Consider the following 18960-nt stretch of genomic DNA (forward strand, 5'->3'; position numbering starts at 1 on the left):
TGCACCTAACTTAAGTTAAAATTCCAACAACGATGAACGATATTACACAAAACCCAGATCGAATAAGCCGAGGTGCCGAGCCGCTTTATCGTGAGCACTCTGCACAGCAACCTCAGTATCAGCAAGCCATGCAGGCCAATACGGCTAATGGTATCCAATGTCCTCATTGTGGCGCACTCAACGAAGCCGAAGCACTTTTCTGTGCCTCGTGCGGCGAGCCTATCGGTATGGCCACCTGTCCCTATTGTGGGGCAGCTGTCGATGCCGACGCCGACTTCTGCGAAAGTTACCGTCACTATATCCGCAAGGACGTGTGCTCATTCTGTGGCGCCTATCTGCATGGCGCCGAGGCCTACTGCCCTGAGTGCGGTAATCCGGTGGGTGGTATCGATTGTCCTGTTTGTGGAACCCATAATGATTTCTCGTTCTGCAAACAGTGTGGTACAGCTCTTACCGAAGAGGCCCGTCTGATGAAGGAGAAGGTGATGGAGATGCCCGAGTACCAGCAGATGCAGAAACTGGCCGAAGAGTTGCAGAAGTTGGATTTGCAGATGCCTTATGTTACCGAGCAGGATAAGGAGCGCGACCGTAAGAGTCAGGAGCTGCGCCAGCGCGTACTCATGCTGTTGGCTCAGGATCGTGGTTTGGATCGTGTAGATGCCAACCTGGCCGACCATAAGGTGATGAGTAAAGACGAATACGACAAGAAGAAGCAGGAACGTATGGATATGCTGTCGCGACTGTTAGACCAGATGGCACAGCTGCCTCAGGAAAAGCCTGCTCAGGTGCGTAACTATGCTATGGCCTGCAAGCCTCAGGGTGTACGTCTGGCTTGGCAGTGCAACTTTAAGCACGCCCTCCACTCAAGTCCATGCGGATGTGCCAAGCCGCAGATGGGCGGAAAATGGATTATACTTGGTAAGGGAACAAGAAAAGAAATTAAAGACGATATCTAATGAGTACGGATCGAACTCCACAAAATAAAGTAAACGGAAACGAAGAGGTAAACGTAGATAAGACCGTACGTGCAACCAACTTTGATTTCCCACAGAATACTCCTTCAAAGGGTGAGGAGCCCGACAAACCGCTTGATGGCACCATCCGCATTGATATGCCGAAGATGGAAGCCCCCAAGCCAGCTGCTCCTAAACCACTTGACGGTACCGTGCGTGCACCTGGCCTTAATCAGCCTATTACACCACGACCTGCAGCGCCTCGTCCTGCAGCTCCACGTCCAGCAGCACCCAAAGCATTGGATGGAACTGTGCGTGCACCCGGCCTTAATCAGCCGATTACACCGCAATCTGCTGCGCCACGTCCAGCTGCTCCCAAGGCTTTGGATGGCACCGTTCGTGCCCCTGGTATCAACCAGCCCATTGCACCACAGCCCGTTACCCCACAGCCTGCAGCACCTAAACCTGCAGCACCATCAATGGGTAGTACCGTTCGTGGTGCACAGCCCCAGCCTCAAGCACAGGCTCAGGCTCAGGTTCGTCCCAACGTCAACATCTCGATTATCTCGTCGGCCAGTAATACCGACCGTGCCAAGAAACAGCGCCTGCAACGTAACCTGATTGATGAGAATATCTACACGCTGAAAGGACAGGAGTATCGTCGTGTATCGGTACTGAGCGAGAATACAGGCGAGGCCGAGGTTTTTCTGGTTGAAAAAGACAACAAGGAATATGTACTGAAAGTGTACTATCCCAATTTCGATGTGAACCGTAAGATATTGCAGACGGTTCTGAACTTCGACTTTGAGATGGTAGTAAAGGTGTACGACTTTGGTAAGACCTATGTGGATGGTAAGCACCGTTACTACGAGTTGATGGAGTACCTGCAGGGTGGCTCGATGGCCGAGTTCAATCTGGAAGGCGATATAAACAAGTTCCGTCGTATAGCTCTTCAGAGTGCTGCAGCCTTGGCTTACTGTCATCAGCTCAGAATTCTGCACAAGGATATCAAACCAGGCAACTTCTTCTTCCGTGATAAGGACCATAACCAACTGGTTCTGGGCGACTTCGGTATTTCGAGTATGCTGGAGGAAGACGGTAAGTCGCATAAAACCACCCAGGCCCGTACCCCAATCTATGCGGCACCCGAAATGTATGCCGACGTAATTGATGGTGTGGTAGAGATTTCGCCAAAGGCCGACTACTACTCTTTGGGTATCAGCTTGATGACGCTGTGGTTAGGCGAGAGTCCGATGAGTACCAACGAGCGTGTGATGATGCGCCAGAAGAACGAGGGTCGCATACCACGCATGAACGAGTTGCCAGAGCGTATCAAGCTGCTGGTAATGGGTCTTACGGTGGTTAACCCCATCAACCGTTGGGGTTATGAGCAGGTAGAGCAGTGGTTCTTAGGCGAGAGCCCGAAGGTCGACCTGTCGTCACCATTCCTGAAGTACCAGAGTTTCGTTGTCGATCCAGAGCGTAACCTGGTGGCCGAGAACGTACAGGAGCTGGTGCCCATGCTGCTGGCCAACGAGCGCTTGGCTATCGGTTATCTGTATAACGGACGTATCACCCAGTGGTTGGACGCTTGTGGTAACAACAAACTGAGCACCATTGTTAAAGATATCATTTCCAAGAAATATCCTATCGATCAGCGTGCCGGTTTGATGGCATCGCTGTACGCTATGGACCCTGCCTATCCGTATAAGGATGTGCGTGGAACCAACTGCGAGGATATCCATGCGGTATGTATCTCGCTGCTGAGTAATCAGGACGAGTATGCCATATCGTTGGCTGCCCCGAACGATAATTTCTACCTTTATGTGGAAACCCACACCAGCTGCGATGTTGATCGTTTGCGTTCTTACTTTAAGGAAGTAGACCATAACAATAAGGAGCAGGTACGTGTGGCTATCATGAAGATAGTGCTCGAGGTTGATCCTGAGATACCATTTATGGTAAAGCATCCATCGGCAGCAATTAACGATATTGTTAGCGCCTTTGGTCATGAAGATATAACCGAAGACGAGTGGCATAGTCTGACCGACGGACGCTTGCTGGCCTGGATGTACAGTCACGAGGACCAGATGGCGTGCGAGAGTCTGCGCATCATGACGCTGGATCAGCCTTACTCACGAAACTTGGCTTATAAGGTTCTTTATAACCTGAATCGCGAATCGGCCTATGATCTGGCCGGTGCCTTTACTCCTATACAAGTGGGCGAACTGCTCAACGAGCGTTTGCATAAGGCGCAGAACCTTCCTGAGAAGGAGTTCGAGGAGGAGATGAAGGACTTTACTGAACTTGACGGTCGTTTTGCTTACTATGCCCAGCTGCACGGCTGGACCGAGATGTACAACGAGCATAAGCGCTGCTTCGACTTTAAGAGCGAGGAGAATACCGAACGTATGGGCGCTTATGATGTGAAGACGGCTGTTTACCGCTTCTGTCGTATCTTAGGCGTTACACCTACCTATATGATGGGCGACGGTATTGAGTACGCCGACGGCCGTAACCTGCAGGCAAAGAAGTTGCAGGTGTTCCGCAACGAAATCCGCAACGGCTCGATGGGGCAGTGGATGTCGGTGTTCTATCACGAAGACCCCAATGCCGACTTTACGGTAGAGTACTCGTACGAGCATGCCGTTGAGGACTGGTTGATGGCAATGGGAAAAATCGATCCTTCGCAGCGTTATTATAAGCGCTTTATCGATGCCCGCGACGAAACCCAGCGCCGTGTGGCCTTTGTAAAGGACAGTTGGAAGCGCGCCAAGACCAAGGAGAAGATCTGGCGTACAGCCTTCTACACCCTGAGCGGTATCTGGTTGGTATTCGTGCTGATATTCGGCGTTACCAATCCTGAGTATATCCTCACGCATACCTTTATCAGTATCGGTCTGCCTTTGGGTGGAATGACTGGTATGATTGTGGCCACCCGCTCGTTCTTCAAGGGCTACGACTTTATGTTCTCGTTCCTGTGGGGACTGGTGGGCGCGTTTACGTGCTTTATACCTATTATTATATTAAAGTATATTGGCGCATCGCACCCCATGCTGTTTAATATCGCCATTATCGTAATCACGCTTATCTACATGCTGGTTTGTCACCTCACAGATTTCCGTGGTAATGAGAAGGCCGACAGCCGACTGATATCCGAGGTGCTCGAAAACGATATGAAATCGAACTTGATAGAACCGCTGTACTACACCTTCAAGGCCCGTTCGTACAAGTTTAAGGGATCTAAGTTCGGTTTGCTTAACGATGTTACCGATCAGGTTCGCTCTATCACGGGCGAGAGTGTGCTTCACTACGTGCTGTGGAGCCTGCTGATGCTGGTATTCGTGGTATCGTTTGTGGTATTCAGCCCATCGATGCTGAACATTGCCAATCCTAACAGTCACATGAAGGAGGCCCCTAAAAGTATTATTAAGAAAATAGATAGAGACGCATAATATAAAATGGTTTGTCAGAATTGTCATAAAGAAAACAGAAGCAAAGCAAAGTTCTGCAAGTGGTGCGGACAGCAGCTTGTTACTACTGACTTGCTTGATAAGCTGGTTGGCCTCGATGAGGTGAAGAACCAGCTGAAAACCATTGTCGATACCTATACGTTTCTGCGCTCTCGCAAGGATATCTCTAAAGCCCGTATCTCGCTCAATGCCATTGTGATTGGTGATACAGGTACGGGTAAGACGTCGCTGGCCGAGATTCTGCGCGATTACTTCTATCAGCATAAGATCATCGAGAAACCCCAGCTGATGATGGTAGATGCCGTAGATTACCAGCGATTCGTCGACAAATGGGATGAAAATATCAAGAAAGCAAAGAATGGTATATTGTTCTTCGACAATGTGCAGAAGCTTTTGCCCGATAAATACTCTAACCAGGTGAACCCGCTCGACAAGCTGTTTGTTGAGATGGACAAATGGGAGGATAACCCCATTGTGATTATATCCGGACTCTCGAAGGGTTTGGAGGACTTCTTGGAGAGCAACCCAGCCGTAGCCAACCGTTTCAAGTATACCTTCCGTATGACCACGCCAAACTTCCAGGAGCTTACCGAGATATGTAAGCTGAACCTGCAGTTGAAGTATGGCATACAGGATTTCTCGCCCGAAGCTGATAAACAGTTATTGCGTTTCTTTAAATATCAGGTTAAGATTAAGGACGAGACCTTTGGTAACGGACACCTGGCCCATAAAACAGCCGAGAATATCTTTACCCAGTATATCAGTCGTGGCGCCAATGCCACAAGGGTAGAGTTGAGCGACATCACGGGTTATGTACCCGAGGAGCGCTCGGTTGAGGATATCCTGCGCGATCTGGACAGCTACATTGGTATGGACGAGGTTAAGGCCGCCGTAAAAGAGATGGCCTACTCGGTACAGAACGCCATGCAGCGCGCCGAGCGTGGACTGGGCGAGCAGGAGAAAATGTCGATGCACATTATTCTTACTGGTAACCCAGGTACAGGTAAAACCACCATTGCCCGTAAGTTGGGCGAAATCCTGGCAGCCATCGGCTATCTGGATAGCGGTCACGTAGTTGAGGTCGACCGTGCCAAGATGGTAAGTCAGTATCAGGGCGAAACACCTAAGGTGGTTGATGCCCTTTGCGATAAGGCCAAGGGCGGTATCCTGTTTGTGGATGAGGCCTACACCTTGGCTCCTGTGAGTGCGTCGGGCGATCGTGATGCCCAGGGCGCACAGGCTTTGGAGAAACTGATGAAACGTATGGAGGACGATCGCGGACAGTTTATCGTGATTGCCGCTGGTTATCGCACGGAGATGGAGAACCTGTTCCGTGTGAACCCTGGTTTCCGCAGCCGTTTCAATTATTTCCTCGATATCAAGGACTACTCGCCAGCCGAGCTGTTCGAGATTATGCAGGTATTTGCCAAGCAGAAAAAGTATATCTTCTCGCCGGATGCCCAGGTACTTACTCAGAAGATGATCAAGGAGATGTACGATTCGCGCGACAAGGACTTTGCCAACGGTCGTACCATGCGTACGCTCTTCGACCAGATTTGCAAGAAACAGGCACAGCGCCTGCAGGGGGCAAATATTTCTGCGATGAGCAACGAGGAGCTCATGACCATTGTACGCGACGATATCCCATACGATGCACCACAGACCGTAAGCGTCGACGACTGTCTGAAGAAACTCGACGGTTTGGTTGGTCTCTCGGGTGTGAAGAAGGAGATTGCCAACCTGGCAGCCTTCCTGAACCTGCAGATTGCACGTGGCGAAACCAACACCTTCCAAGGCAAGCACTATGTGTTTACCGGTAACCCTGGTACGGGTAAAACTACCGTAGCCCGTATCATGGCCGATATCTTTAAGACGCTGGGCGTTGTGGCCCGCGGACAACTGGTTGAGGCCGACCGCTCTAAACTGGTGGCAGGCTTCTCGGGTCAGACAGCCATCAAGACCAACCAGCTGGTTGATCAGGCTATGGGCGGTGTACTGTTTATCGACGAGGCTTACACGCTGAAGTCGAACGATGGCGACAGCTTTGGCGCTGAGGCTATCGACACGCTGCTGAAACGTTTGGAAGATGATCGTGGTAAGTTTATCTGTATCGTGGCTGGTTATACCGACCAGATGCACGACTTTATCGACACCAACCCAGGCTTGAAGAGTCGCTTTACACAAACCATCCACTTCGACGACTATACGCCCGACGAGCTCACGGAGATCTTCCTGCATCTCGCATCCGGCAAGAACTTCACCGTCGACGAGGAGACCAAGGCGGCTATTCACCGTATGTTCGAGCAGCTCTATCTGCGCCGCGATAAGAACTTCGGTAATGCCCGTGAGGCACGCCGCATCTTCAACGAGGCTGTAGAGCGCCAGAGTCAGCGTCTGGTAAAGCAGATGACCAGTCCCGACTTCAAGGAGAGCGACATGTTTGCGCTCACCACCGCCGATCTTCCCCTGTCGCAGGGCGAGACCGCACGTCCGCTCGATGTGGTGCTCAACGAGCTCGAAGAGTTCATTGGTATGCGCTCAGTCAAGGATTCTATCCGTCGTCTGGCCGTACAGAGCATGTTCATGAAGCAGCGTGCCGCTATGGGTGCTGGCAGTGTTCAGCAGATGTCGATGAACTTTGTGCTTACGGGTAATCCGGGTACAGGTAAGACATCTATTGCCCGCAAGATGGGTGAGATACTCCAGGCCATGGACATTCTGCCTACATCGCGTGTCATCGAGGCCAGTCGTGCTACGTTGGTTGGTAAGTACATGGGCGAAACACCTAAGATTGTGAACAGCATGTGCGATAAGGCCATGGGCGGTATCCTGTTCATCGACGAGGCTTATACCTTGAGCGATGGCGGCGACATGTACGGCAAGGAGGCTATCGACACGCTGATGAAACGTATGGAGGACGATCGTGGTAAGTTTGTGGTTATCGCTGCAGGCTATAAGGATAAGATGGAGGAGTTCATGATGATGAACGCCGGACTGGCCAGCCGATTCACCCACAAGTTGCACATCGACGACTACGATCCTGATGAGCTGCTGGCTATTTACAAGCACATGGCCCAGAAGGAACAGTACCAGTTTACGCCTGAGGCTGAGCTTAAGGCACTCGACAAGATCTATAAGATGGTTCTTACCAAGACCGAGTCGTGGGGTAATGCCCGCGAGATGCGCAACCTGCTCGATTCTACTATCCAGCACCTGTCGGAGCGCGTATCAGCGCTGCCGGCCGATCAGGTTACAAAGGAAACATATCAGATTATACTACCAGAAGATATTTAACGAAATATGATTATTTGTCCAGCTTGTAAAGAAGAAATAGAAGACGATTCACATTACTGCGACCAATGTGGACAGCAGTTGCTGTTCTGTAAGCAGTGCGGTCATGTGGGGCTTGGACGTCGTTGTACACGTTGCGGCGGCATGATGGCTTTGCCTGCAGGTAGCATGGCAGCAGCCAATGCCGGAGCAAATCCCATGGGCGCTCCTATGGGCAACCCGATGGCTAATCCTATGGGCAACCCGATGGCTAATCCTATGGGTAACCCAATGGGTAGTCCTGCTGGTAATCCTGGGGTAGGGGCTGCTGTGCGCCCTGGTGTAAACATCAGCGTTACACCCAGTGCCTCAGTATCGCGCGCCGCAAATGTACCACCAGCACAACAACAGCAGCCTGTATCACCACGCACATCCAATGCGCAGAACATTGCAGCCAGCATATCGGTAGGTCCTGCTATCTCTATTGCTCAGGCAGGTGCCGGTCGTTCAAGCATGCCGATGATGACGTTGGTTAACGAAAGTCTCAATATACGTATCACAGCTATGAACGGTGCCATTATCGGTCGCCGTAAGGGTCCGTACGTTCAGTTCTTCGAGCAGAATTCGTACGTATCGGGTATTCATGCCCAGCTCAAGTACAAGTCAGGCGCAGGTTGGTTTGTTATCGATATGAACTCGTCAAACGGTACCAGAATTAATCAGGCTCCTATCCAGCCCGAGACCGAGAACCCGTTAAAGAATGGCGACGTGCTGTCGATTGCCAATGTCAACCTTCAAGTAGTAATTAGATAGTAATATTTAAAAACAATGATAACAATACACATGACAGCAGCCAGCAAAGTAGGCTGCGTGCGTAGTCAGAACGAAGACATGGTGCTGCTTGGCAGTCATTTCGTGAGGAATGATGCTTTTAGCACACGCGTAGACCTGACCAATAGCGACCGTTATATCATGGCTGTGGCCGATGGTATGGGTGGACATAATCGTGGTGATGTGGCCAGCAGTGATGCGCTGCATAACCTGGAGTTCTATTTTCACGATCTGCCCACAGGTCTTAGACCCGAATCCATCAAAGATAAGTTTGAGGATTGGTTAGACTCCATCAACAACATCATCGATTCAAAGGGTCGCTCCGACGAGCAGTATAAAGGTATGGGTACCACATTGGTAGGCTTGGCCTTCTACGAGGGCCAGTTCTATACGCTGAATTGTGGCGACAGTCGCTTGTATCGTTTCCGCGATGGCGATCTTACCCAGCTTACATCCGATCACTCGCTCAGCAACATGCTCGGCTCTTCGCAGCATTCTAACGTTATCACTAACTGTATCGGTGGCGGTGCTACAAGCTCGTTTATCGATATTGTGAACATAACCGATGATATCAAGGAGGGCGATGTTTACATGCTGTGCAGCGACGGACTCACTGATATGTTGCCCGATTCCATTATCTACACACTTCTTGCCGAAGGTTCTGACGCCAACACCCTCTGCGATGCCGCTGTGGCCGCTGGAGGCTTGGACAACGTGTCGTGTTGTGTGTTGCAATTCTAAAAAAGAGAGGAAAAATAAGAAATGCCACTAAGATTACCAGACAGACTGCCCGCTATTGATATTCTGAAGAACGAGAATATCTTTGTGATGGATAACTCGCGGGCAACAACACAGGATATCCGTCCGCTGAAGATTGTGATTCTGAACCTGATGCCTCTGAAGATAACCACAGAGACCGATCTGGTTAGATTGCTTTCAAACACACCATTGCAGATGGAGATTAACTTTATGAAGTTAAAGAGTCATACCCCTAAGAACACGCCGATAGAGCACATGATGATGTTCTATCGCGACTTTGAGTCGATGCGCAACGAGAAGTTTGATGGTATGATTATTACAGGTGCGCCTGTAGAGACGATGGACTTTGAAGATGTAACCTACTGGGACGAGATTACCGATATCTTTGCTTGGGCCAAAACCCACGTCACCAGTACCTTATATATATGTTGGGCAGCTCAGGCTGGCCTTTATTACCATTATGGTGTGCCCAAGTACCCCTTGGAAAAGAAGATGTTCGGCATCTTCCCACAAACACCCGTGGATACCAAACTGCCCATCTTCCGTGGGTTCGACGATGTGTTTATGATGCCTCACAGTCGTCATACCGAGATACATCGCGAGGATATTTTGGCCAACCCCGAGCTTACGTTGCTGGCCGAGTCACCCGAGAGTGGTGTCAGCATGGTGATGGCGCGTGGCGGTCGTGAGTTCTACATTACCGGTCACCTGGAGTATGCGCCAAACACACTCGACAATGAGTATAAGCGTGATCGTGGTATCCGCGACGATGTGGATATGCCAAAGAATTACTATCGCGATGATAATCCTGACAACGCCCCAGTAGTAACCTGGCGTGCACATGCCAACCTGCTGTACAACAACTGGATTAACTACTACGTTTACCAGGAAACACCGTATAATATCGACGAAATTAAATAAGCTTAGTGACTGCATTAGAACTTTTAGCTCCAGCCAAGAATTTGGCTTGCGGCATAGCTGCCATCGATCATGGTGCCGATGCCGTTTATATCGGTGCGCCCAAGTTTGGCGCCCGTGCAGCCGTAGGCAACAGCATCGACGATATTCGCCAACTTTGTGATTATGCTCATCAGTTTGGTGCCAAAATCTATGTTACGCTCAACACCATCGTTTACGATCATGAGCTCGACGAGGCGCAGAAACTGATTGATCAGCTGGCCGGGATAGGCGTAGATGCCATTCTGGTGCAGGATATGGGCTTGCTGCAGTTTATGAACGGTAAGCCTTTCGAGATTCACGCCTCTACGCAGACCGATAACCGCTCAGCCGACAAGGTACGTTGGCTCAAGCAGGTAGGTTTTTCGCGTGCCGTTCTGGCGCGTGAGCTCTCGGCCGAGGAGATTGCCGAGATTCATCGCGAGGTGCCTGATATCGAACTCGAGGTGTTTGTGCATGGTGCCTTGTGCGTTAGCTATTCGGGCATCTGCTATGCCTCGCAGCATTGTTTCCAGCGTAGCGCCAACCGTGGTGAGTGCGCCCAGTTCTGTCGTATGCGTTTCTCGTTGGTCGATGCCGATGGCGAGGAGATAGAACACGAGCGTTACCTGCTCTCGCTCAAGGATATGAACCAGAGCGATAATCTGGATAAACTTATCGAGGCGGGTGCCGTATCGTTTAAGATCGAGGGCCGCCTCAAGGATGTTACTTACGTTAAGAACGTAACCGCTGCTTATAGCGAGCGCCTTAACGCCTATATCCGTAAGCATGCCGACCAGTATTGTCGTGCGTCAAAGGGCCGTTGCGAATACACGTTTACACCCAATCTCAATCGTACGTTTAACCGCGGCTACACCACTTACTTTATGAATGGTCGCCAGCCTAATATCGCCTCGTTCGATACACCAAAGGCGGTGGGCGAGTTTGTGGGTAAAGTTAAGGAGATTCGTCACGATAGCTTTAACGTGGCCGGTACCGCCAGCTTTGCTAACGGCGACGGCTTGTGCTTCCTGAATCAGGATCGCCAGTTCGAAGGCTTCCGTGCCAACCGCGTGGTGGGTAATCGCATCTATCCTTTTAAGATGCCTGCTGGTTTGCGCCCGGGCATGTCGCTCTATCGTAACAACGATCAGGAGTTCGAGCGTATTCTCTCTAAGCCCAGCGCTACCCGTAAGATTCCTGTAAGCATAGCCCTGCGTGCTGTGGCTGATGGCTTTGAGTTAAGTGCCGAAGGTGTAACGGTACACTTTGCGGCCGAACATCAGATAGCCCAGAAGTCGCCTCGTGAGAATCTGGTTCGTCAGCTCTCAAAGCTGGGCGATACCATCTATGAGTGCCAGGAGGTTAACGTACCCGACGATTTTAATTATTTCATCCCCAATAGTCAGCTCACCGACATGCGCCGCCAACTGGTCGAGGCCCTTGTACAGCCCCAGCGCCAGGTAAAGCAGGCCAAGGTGGGTGCTAATCCAGGTGTAGACAAGCTCAGTTATCAGAATAACATCTCCAACCGCCAGTCGGCTGCCTTCTATGGTACCGATAAACTCTCGGCCTATGAGCTGAAAGGTGGCGACGGACCTATCATGCAGTGCCGTCATTGCATCCGTTATTCGTTGGGCTACTGCGTAAAGCGCGGCGGCAAACGCCCCACGTGGCACGAACCGCTTTCTCTCGTATTAGGCGATGGACGCCGATTCCGTCTTGAGTTTGATTGTCAACATTGTCAGATGAACGTCTATGCGTCGACTCGTTAGTCTCCTGTTCGTCTCCATCCTGTTATGTGGCTGCTATAACCGTGGCCCCATCACGCCCGATGCCTGGGATCTGACCGAGAAACAGCTCGACTCCATCTCGTTCTACACCACCCATCATTACACCCAGAACTACAATTTTGTGGTAACGGGCGATTCGCTGGTGGTGGTTAAGCAGCAGCCCGAGGATATGTCGGTGCCCGATGTGGTAACGTTCGAGCTGCAGTCGATGGGCGAGGAGATGAAGAAGGATTCTATCACTCTGCGCCGCAACGAGCATGTGGTGGTGGCCGATATCAAGACGGTACCCACCGATACCATCGATTCTGTGTGGGTAAAGGTGGCGCGCGATCAGCTTACTTTTGGATGGGTACACGAAAACGAGCTTCTCTCAAAGGTGTCGCCCGATGACCCAATCAGTCAGTTCATCGATTACTTCTCCGATAAGCACCTGCTGGTGTTTATGGCCTTCTGCGTGCTTACGGGTGCCGCTTATGGTTTGCGCCGCCTGATGCGTAAGGGTTGTAAGATTGTGCATTTCAATGATATCGCCTCGTTCTATCCCACAGCGCTCTGTCTGCTCATAGCCTCGTCGGCTGTGCTGTATAGTAGCATCCAGCTGTTTGCCCCCGAAACCTGGCGACATTTCTATTATCATCCCTCGCTCAATCCGTTTGCGCTGCCGTTCTGGCTGGGCGTATTCATCTCGTCGGTATGGGCGCTCATCATCTGGTCGTTGGCAACCGTCGATGATGTGTACCACCGTTTGCCCCTGGGCGAGGCCATCATGTATCTGGTAGGATTGGCAGCCGTGTGTGCTGTTATCTATGTGGTGTTCAGCATCACTACCTTGTATTATGTAGGCTATCCGTTGCTGATAGCATACTTCTATTTCGCCATCAAACGTCTGAAGCTTTAAACCAGCATCAGGTCGCTCATAATCATATCGCTTACAAAGAGTCCTTCTTTTGTGAGCGATATTTTTTGGTCGTTGAGTTTCAGCAATCCCGCCTCCAGATGGCGCTGGGCGTTTTTCAGACAGTAGGCACGCTGCTGGTCGGTCAGCGTGCTCAGGTCTAATCCCTCGCAGGTGCGCAGGGCCACGGTCACGGCATCGTTATAGCGTGTGTCCTCGTCCAGCGTCTCTGCCTCAAAGCATCGCTCGCCTTGCTCCATGGCGGTGATGTACTGCTGGATATCGGCCACGTTCCAGCTGCGTGTCTGGATGTCGAACGAGTGGGCAGCGGCGCCGATACCGATATACGGTATGCCCTTCCAGTAGCTGCTGTTATGGCGCGAACGATAGCCCGGACGGGCAAAGTTTGATATCTCGTAATGCTCGTAACCGGCTGATTCCAAGCTGTTTATTAATGTAAAGTACATCTTTCGCTCTAACTCCTCGTCAATCTCGGCCACCTTGCCTTGCTCTAACAATCGGTAGAGTGGGGTGCCCTCTTCGTACATCAGGCAGTAGGTAGAGATATGCTCCACGTTCAGCTGTAGCGCCTCGTCGATATCCGCCTGCCATTCTTCAAGTGTCTGGTTGGGAAAGCCGTACATCAGGTCGATGCTGATATTCTGGAATCCTGCTTGGCGCAAGGTTGCTACAGCCTGATGCACCTGTGCTGACGAGTGACGGCGACGCAGAAAATGCAGACGTTCATCGTTAAAAGTCTGTGCGCCCATGCTCACACGGTTGATGGGCAGCTGCTGCAGGGCAGCAGCCAATTCGGGTGTTACGTCATCCGGATTCACCTCGATGGTCACTTCGGCATCGTTTTCCACCTTATTATATATATAGATGGCATCAAAAATCCGGCGCAACTGTGGAATGGTAAGCTGACTGGGTGTGCCGCCGCCAAGATAAATAGTGCCTAAACTCCCCTCCTTTTGGGGAGGGTTTGTGGGTAGACTTCTCATTTTTATCTCCTGGCAAAGGGCATCAACATAGCGCTCGCGAAGCGCCAGCCCCGTGGTAGAATAGAAGCCGCAGTACACACATCGGCTGCTACAAAACGGAATATGTACGTATAAACCTGCCATTATTTTCGAATTTTGCCGGCAAAATTACAAATTTAGTTTAAAATTTGGAAGAAAGTTTTGGTGTTTTCTCAAAAAATAACTAATTTAGTCCCCGATAAAATAAGTATTCACCTAAAACTGAAACGATATGAAAGTATATCAAACTAACGAAATCAAAAACATTGCACTCATTGGCAGTGCGGGTAGCGGCAAGACAACTCTTGCCGAAAGTATGGTCTACGAAGCTGGCATCATCAAGCGCCGCGGTTCTGTAGAGAGTAAGAACACCATGAGCGATTACTTCCCCGTTGAGCAGGAATATGGCTACTCGGTGTTCTCAACTGTATTTCATGTAGAATGGAACAACAAGAAGCTTAACATCATCGACTGCCCAGGTTCTGATGACTTCGTAGGTGGTTCTATTACTGCAATGAACGTAACCGATCAGGCTGTTATTCTTATCAACGGTCAGTATGGCCCCGAGGTAGGAACGATGAATGCCTTCCGCAATACCGAGAAACTCAAGAAACCCGTTATCTTCCTGGTAAACCAGCTGGATCGCGAGAACTGCGACTTCGATCAGATTCTCAACCAGCTCAAGGAGATCTACGGTCCTAACTGTGTGCCCGTTCAGTATCCTATCGCCACAGGTCCTGGCTTCAATGCTGTTATCGACGTGCTCCTGATGAAGAAGTACTCTTGGAAACCCGAGGGTGGTGCTCCTATCATCGAGGATATCCCAGCCGATCAGTTGGAGAAGGCTAAGGAGATGAAGGCTAAGCTGGTTGAGGCTGCTGCCGCTGGCGACGATACACTGATGGAGAAGTTCTTTGAGAGCGAGGACCTGAGCGAGGACGAGATGCGTGAGGGTATCCGTAAGGGTATGGTAACACGCAGCATCTTCCCTGTATTCTGCGTTTGTGCAGGTAAGGACATGGGTGTTCGCCGCTTGATGGAGTTCTTGGGTAACGTGGTTCCTTTTGTAAGCGATATGCCTGTTATCCAGAATGCTGCCGGTCAGGATGTTCCTGCCGATGCCAGCGCACCTGCATCACTCTATTTCTTCAAGACAGGTGTCGAGCCCCATATCGGCGAGGTATCTTACTTCAAGGTAATGAGCGGTAGCGTTAAGAGCGGCGACGACTTTACCAATGCCGATCGTGGTTCAAAGGAGCGCATAGGTACTATCTACGCTTGTGCTGGTGCCAACCGTATTCAGGTTGATCAGCTGGTAGCTGGCGATATCGGTTGTACCGTTAAGCTCAAGGATGTAAAGACTGGTAACACCCTGAATGGTAAGGATGTCGAGAATAAGTTCAACTTCATTAAGTATCCTAACTCTAAGTTCTCTCGTGCCATCAAGGCCGTTAACGAGAGCGAGACCGAGAAGATGATGACCGCTCTGCAGAAGATGCGTCAGGAGGATCCTACATGGGTAGTTGAGCAGTCAAAGGAGTTGCGCCAGATTATCGTTCATGGTCAGGGTGAGTTCCACCTGCGTACCTTGAAGTGGCGTATGGAGAACAACGAGAAGATCCAGATCGAGTATATCGAGCCAAAGATTCCTTATCGTGAGACTATCACTAAGATGGCTCGTGCCGACTATCGTCATAAGAAACAGTCGGGTGGTGCCGGACAGTTTGGTGAGGTACACCTGATTGTAGAGCCTTACACCGAGGGCATGCCCGATCCTACATCGTTCAAGATCAACGGTCAGGAGTTCAAGATGAACATCAAGGGTAAGGAAGAGGTTTCCCTCGACTGGGGCGGCAAGCTGGTATTCATCAACTCGGTTGTTGGTGGTGCTATCGATATGCGATTCATGCCTGCTATCCTTAAGGGTATCATGGAGCGCATGGAGCAGGGCCCACTCACCGGTTCTTATGCTCGCGACGTTCGCGTGATTGTTTACGATGGTAAGATGCACCCAGTTGACTCTAACGAGCTTTCGTTCATGCTGGCTGCCCGTAACGCCTTCTCGGCTGCCTTCAAGGAGGCCGGTCCAAAGGTACTCGAGCCTATCTACGATCTCGAGGTGCTCGTACCAGGCGACTACATGGGTGATGTAATGAGCGACCTGCAGGGCCGTCGTGCCATCATCATGGGTATGGATTCTGAGGCTGGCTATCAGAAGCTGAGTGCTAAGATTCCTCTCAAGGAGCTCTCAAGCTACTCTATCGCCCTCAGTTCTATCACCGGTGGTCGTGCATCGTTCTCTACCAGCTTCTCAAGCTACGAGCTCGTGCCAAACGATATCCAGCAGGCACTGATCAAGCAGCACGAGGAGGAGATGAAGGACGAGGATTAATACGCCCCTATTATTTGTACATTGAATATGGTAGAATCCCTGCTATTTGGTTAGCAGGGATTCTTTTTTTAATTGCATATTTGCAACTAAAATGTCATAATCTTGTTAAATTTGCGAAATTAGCTCGAAATAATTAACAAATTCGGTACGTCGTTTTAAGAAATAGCTTATCTTTGCAATCGATATGAAGAAAAGTACGATTTGGATCATAGCAATAGTCATGGGCCTCTCATTTGTAGGGCTTCTGTACCTTCAGATCTCGTACATCGAGGAGATGGCGAAGATGAAGAAGGAACAGCTCGACGAGTCGGTTAAGCGTAGCCTCTATCAGGCATCGCGTAACCTGGAGATGAACGAGACCCTGCGTTATCTCGAGAAGGATGTGAAGGAAACCGAGCGCAAGGCCTATAAGCAGGACTCTGTGATGGTGGATGGTCTCGACGGCACCATTAAGCACTCACACCAGTTTGCTGTAGCTGCCGACGATGGTACCGTTTACTCAAGCTTCGAGCTCAAAACGTTTGCCATCCGTCCCGCCAACGTGCCCAAGGCCATGATTCTGCGTACCGATAAGAACAGCATCTCCGAGGCCTCTAAGTCGCTGCAGGAGATTGTGCGCAACCGTTATGTATATCAGAAGGCGTTGCTCGACGAGGTAGTTTACAACATCCTCTATACTGCCAGCGATAAACCTCTGAAGGAGCGCATCAACTTCAAGCTGCTCGAGCAGGATATCCGTACCGAACTGCTCAACAACGGTATCAACATCCCATACCACTTCCGCGTAGAAACCGCCGATGGTCGCGAGGTGTACCGTTGTCCCGAATACTCATCCGAGGGCGAGGAGAGCGTTTACTCACAAACGCTGTTCAGTCACGACCCCTCATCAAAGATGGGTGTGGTAAAAATCCACTTCCCCGACATGAGTTCGTACATCTTCTCAAGTGTGCGTTTCATGATCCCGGCAGTTATCTTTACCTTCGTGCTGCTGCTCACGTTCCTATTCACCATCGTGGTCATCTTCCGTCAGAAGCGACTCACCGAGATTAAGAACGACTTCATCAACAACATGACCCACGAGCTCAAGACACCTATCGCCTCAATCTCGCTGGCAGCCCAGATGATGAACGACCCCAGCGTAGCCAAGTCGGAGCAGATGGCCAAGCACCTGGGAGGTGTGATTTCCGACGAGTCGAAGCGTCTGCGTTTCCTGGTTGAGAAGGTGCTCCAGATGTCGATGTTCGATAAGAAGAGCATTGTATTCAAGAAGAAGGAGCTCGACCTGAACGAGATGGTTGAGAATATCGCCCAGTCGTTCACGCTCCGTGTAGAGCATACCGGCGGTAAGATCTATACCGATATCGAGGCTGTTGATTCAGCTATCTTTGTCGACGAGGTTCACTTCCAGAACGCTATCACCAACCTGATGGACAACGCTGTGAAGTACCGCAAGCCCGATGAGCCTATCGATATCTATATCAAGACCTGGAACGAGAAGGATCGTCTGTGCTTCTCAATCCGCGATACCGGTCTGGGCATCAAGAAGGAGAACGTGAAGAAGATCTTCGAGAAGTTCTACCGCGTTCATACAGGAAACGTGCACGATGTGAAAGGCTTCGGTCTTGGCTTGGCCTACGTGAAGAAGATTATCAACCTGCACGAGGGCGAGATCAAGTGCGAGAGCGAGCTGGGCAAGGGTACCACCTTTACTATCTCGCTGCCCATCCTGAAGGAGGACGAACAATAAACGTGATAATACAAATATAATTTAATTAATAACACTTTAAAATTTAACGATGATGGACGACAAAATTAAGATTTTGCTTTGCGAGGACGACGAGAACCTCGGAATGCTGCTCCGTGAGTATTTGCAGGCCAAAGGCTTTGTTGCAGAACTCTGTGCTGATGGTGAGGCAGGCTTCAAGGCTTTCCTCAAGACAAAATTCGACATCTGTGTGCTCGATGTGATGATGCCTAAGAAGGATGGCTTCACACTCGCTCAGGAGATTCGTTCTGCCAACACAGACGTGCCCATTATCTTCCTCACAGCTAAGACCCTGAAGGAGGATATCCTCGAAGGTTTCAAGCTGGGTGCCGACGATTACATCACCAAGCCTTTCTCAATGGAGGAGCTCGTGTTCCGTATTGAGGCCATTCTGCGCCGCACTAAGGGTAAGAAGAGCCGCGAATCTACTGTTTACCGCCTGGGTCAGTTCACTTTCGATACCCAGAAGCAGTTGCTGCAGATTGGCGAGAAGCAGACCAAGCTTACCACCAAGGAGAACGAGCTGCTGGCTCTGCTCTGCAGTCACTCAAACGAGATTCTGCAGCGCGACTTCGCTCTGAAAACTATCTGGATTGATGATAACTACTTCAATGCCCGCTCTATGGATGTTTACATCACTAAGCTGCGCAAGCACCTGAAGGACGATCCACAGATCGAGATTATCAATATTCATGGTAAGGGCTACAAGCTCATTACTCCTGAGGTAGACGATGAGTAAACCGGGCATGGTGAAAAGAGGAATCATAAAAGCATATTTGGGAGTAGCACTGGTTTTGGCCGGTGCTCTCCTTTTATTGGTTAGTTATCTTACCGGCTTCACCCGTTATAACCTGGTGTTACTTACCGGTCT

12 protein-coding genes are annotated in these 18960 nt (G+C 50.4%); 11 read left to right on the plus strand and 1 reads right to left on the minus strand.

The window, feature by feature from the left end; genetic code table 11:
• The first annotated feature begins 32 nt into the window (after positions 1–32).
• Genes PRU_RS15975 through PRU_RS03095 form a run of 8 tightly spaced genes read left to right on the plus strand, consistent with a single transcriptional unit; the run spans position 33 to position 12913 of the window.
• Positions 33–956, plus strand: a complete 924-nt coding sequence (locus PRU_RS15975; protein ID WP_013063175.1) for a zinc ribbon domain-containing protein — start codon at positions 33–35, stop codon at positions 954–956.
• Complete coding sequence (locus tag PRU_RS03065; RefSeq protein WP_041385600.1) at positions 956–4408, plus strand: serine/threonine protein kinase; 3453 nt, start codon at positions 956–958, stop codon at positions 4406–4408. The genes PRU_RS15975 and PRU_RS03065 overlap by 1 nt, the downstream gene beginning before the upstream one ends.
• 6 nt (positions 4409–4414) lie before the next feature.
• Positions 4415–7720, plus strand: coding sequence for an AAA family ATPase (locus PRU_RS03070; RefSeq protein ID WP_041385601.1), 3306 nt, complete (start codon positions 4415–4417; stop codon positions 7718–7720).
• A 6-nt stretch (positions 7721–7726) separates the two neighbouring features.
• Positions 7727–8509: an FHA domain-containing protein gene (locus PRU_RS03075; protein ID WP_074684058.1), complete on the plus strand. Its 783-nt coding sequence runs from the start codon at positions 7727–7729 to the stop codon at positions 8507–8509.
• Between the two features lie 15 nt (positions 8510–8524).
• Complete coding sequence (locus PRU_RS03080) at positions 8525–9268, plus strand: PP2C family protein-serine/threonine phosphatase (RefSeq protein ID WP_041385603.1); 744 nt, start codon at positions 8525–8527, stop codon at positions 9266–9268.
• A gap of 21 nt (positions 9269–9289) precedes the next feature.
• Positions 9290–10207: a homoserine O-acetyltransferase MetA gene (gene metA, locus PRU_RS03085; protein ID WP_013063445.1), complete on the plus strand. Its 918-nt coding sequence runs from the start codon at positions 9290–9292 to the stop codon at positions 10205–10207.
• 5 nt (positions 10208–10212) lie between these two features.
• A complete protein-coding gene (locus PRU_RS03090) occupies positions 10213–11997 on the plus strand; it encodes a peptidase U32 family protein (RefSeq protein ID WP_013063209.1) in 1785 nt (594 codons plus the stop codon).
• Entirely contained in the window at positions 11981–12913 is a 933-nt protein-coding gene (locus PRU_RS03095) for a hypothetical protein (RefSeq protein ID WP_013064563.1), read from the plus strand. Before PRU_RS03090 ends, PRU_RS03095 begins: the two co-directional genes overlap by 17 nt.
• On the opposite strand, the gene hemW is transcribed toward PRU_RS03095, so the two are convergent.
• Entirely contained in the window at positions 12910–14037 is a 1128-nt protein-coding gene (hemW, locus tag PRU_RS03100) for a radical SAM family heme chaperone HemW (RefSeq protein WP_013065325.1), read from the minus strand. The genes PRU_RS03095 and hemW overlap by 4 nt on opposite strands.
• Positions 14038–14164: 127 nt before the next feature.
• Here hemW and PRU_RS03105 point away from each other — a divergent pair, with 127 nt between their 5' ends.
• The 3 genes from PRU_RS03105 (at position 14165) to rprY (ending at position 18828) form a co-directional block, all read left to right on the plus strand.
• Positions 14165–16324, plus strand: coding sequence for an elongation factor G (locus PRU_RS03105; protein ID WP_013063152.1), 2160 nt, complete (start codon positions 14165–14167; stop codon positions 16322–16324).
• A gap of 184 nt (positions 16325–16508) precedes the next feature.
• Complete coding sequence (locus PRU_RS03110; RefSeq protein ID WP_013063768.1) at positions 16509–18071, plus strand: sensor histidine kinase; 1563 nt, start codon at positions 16509–16511, stop codon at positions 18069–18071.
• A 52-nt stretch (positions 18072–18123) separates the two neighbouring features.
• Positions 18124–18828: a response regulator transcription factor RprY gene (gene rprY, locus PRU_RS03115; RefSeq protein ID WP_013063842.1), complete on the plus strand. Its 705-nt coding sequence runs from the start codon at positions 18124–18126 to the stop codon at positions 18826–18828.
• Positions 18829–18960: the final 132 nt, after the last annotated feature.

The sequence above is a fragment of the Xylanibacter ruminicola 23 genome, assembly GCF_000025925.1.
Lineage (GTDB): Bacteria > Bacteroidota > Bacteroidia > Bacteroidales > Bacteroidaceae > Prevotella > Prevotella ruminicola.

What these genes read in the sequence shown, in the direction of transcription:
- PRU_RS03080 (WP_041385603.1), top strand. Translation starts at nt 8,525, where the DNA reads ATGATAACAATACACATGACAGCAGCCAGCAAAGTAGGCTGCGTGCGT.
- PRU_RS15975 (WP_013063175.1), top strand. Translation starts at nt 33, where the DNA reads ATGAACGATATTACACAAAACCCAGATCGAATAAGCCGAGGTGCCGAG.
- PRU_RS03070 (WP_041385601.1), top strand. Translation starts at nt 4,415, where the DNA reads ATGGTTTGTCAGAATTGTCATAAAGAAAACAGAAGCAAAGCAAAGTTC.
- metA (WP_013063445.1), top strand. Translation starts at nt 9,290, where the DNA reads ATGCCACTAAGATTACCAGACAGACTGCCCGCTATTGATATTCTGAAG.
- PRU_RS03075 (WP_074684058.1), top strand. Translation starts at nt 7,727, where the DNA reads ATGATTATTTGTCCAGCTTGTAAAGAAGAAATAGAAGACGATTCACAT.
- rprY (WP_013063842.1), top strand. Translation starts at nt 18,124, where the DNA reads ATGGACGACAAAATTAAGATTTTGCTTTGCGAGGACGACGAGAACCTC.
- PRU_RS03065 (WP_041385600.1), top strand. Translation starts at nt 956, where the DNA reads ATGAGTACGGATCGAACTCCACAAAATAAAGTAAACGGAAACGAAGAG.
- PRU_RS03110 (WP_013063768.1), top strand. Translation starts at nt 16,509, where the DNA reads ATGAAGAAAAGTACGATTTGGATCATAGCAATAGTCATGGGCCTCTCA.
- PRU_RS03095 (WP_013064563.1), top strand. Translation starts at nt 11,981, where the DNA reads ATGCGTCGACTCGTTAGTCTCCTGTTCGTCTCCATCCTGTTATGTGGC.
- hemW (WP_013065325.1), bottom strand. Translation starts at nt 14,037, where the DNA reads ATGGCAGGTTTATACGTACATATTCCGTTTTGTAGCAGCCGATGTGTG.
- PRU_RS03105 (WP_013063152.1), top strand. Translation starts at nt 14,165, where the DNA reads ATGAAAGTATATCAAACTAACGAAATCAAAAACATTGCACTCATTGGC.